The following is a 1,093-nucleotide window of genomic DNA, read 5'->3' on the forward strand; positions in this document are numbered from 1 at the left end:
GATCGCCGGGCGCACGTCGGGGAAGGCGTAGAAGGCGCCACCGCTGTCGACGCACTTGAAGCCGGGAATGGCGTTGAGCGCGTCGACGACGTAGCGGTGGCGTGCCTTGAAGGCGTCGAGCATCGGGATGATGCAACCCTGGTCGCCGTTGAGCGCGGCTTCGGCGGCGACCTGCGAGATCGAGGTGGGATTGGACGTGGATTGCGACTGCACGTTGGTCATCGCGCGCAGGATCGCTTCCGGTCCGGCGGCGTAGCCGATGCGCCAGCCGGTCATCGAGTAGGCTTTCGATACGCCGTTCAGCACCAGGGTGCGGTCGTAGAGATCGGGGCAGACATCGAGGATGTTGACGAAGGGCGTGCCGTCGAGGCGGATGTGCTCGTACATGTCGTCGGAGGCGATCAGCACCTGCGGGTGCTTCCTCAGCACTTCGCCCAGCGCGGCGAGTTCGGCCTTCGTGTACACCGCGCCGGTGGGGTTGGACGGACTGTTGATGACGAACAGGCGCGTTTTTGGCGTGATCGCCGCTTGCAGCTGCGCCGGGGTGATCTTGAAGCCCTGCTCGATGCCGGCTTCGACGATCACCGGCTTGCCGTCGGCGAGGATGACGATGTCGGGGTACGAAACCCAGTAGGGCGCGGGGATGATGACCTCGTCGCCGGGGTTGATCACCGCCTGCACCAGGTTGAAGAAGCTCTGCTTGCCGCCGCACGACACCAGGATCTGCTTCGGTGTGTAGTCGAGGCCATTGTCGCGCTTGAACTTGGCGATGATCGCCGCTTTCAGGCCGGGGGTGCCGTCGACCGCGGTGTACTTGGTGAACCCCTTGTTGATCGCGTCGATCGCCGCGTCCTTGATGTGCTGCGGGGTGTCGAAATCGGGCTCGCCGGCGCCGAGGCCGATGATGTCGCGGCCGGTCGCCTTGAGCGCGGCGGCGCGGGCGGTGACGGCGAGGGTGGGCGAGGGTTTGATGGCCTGTACGCGGCGGGAGAGTTCCACAGTGGTTCCTTCATGCATCCGCTCGGGATGCTACTATCAACAAGTTTTAGCCGCGAAATTCTACCCGTGTTCGTCACCTTCCCCAATAGCCCGT

The 1,093-nt window shown here is 64.6% G+C and carries 1 protein-coding gene; it reads right to left on the bottom strand.

Going from position 1 to position 1,093, the window contains the following annotated elements; genetic code table 11:
• Positions 1-999 (bottom strand): pyridoxal phosphate-dependent aminotransferase (locus Q0L94_RS17530; RefSeq protein WP_296755912.1); only part of this gene is annotated, 999 nt, incomplete at its 3' end.
• Positions 1,000-1,093: the final 94 nt, after the last annotated feature.

This window comes from Thiobacillus sp., from assembly GCF_024708915.1.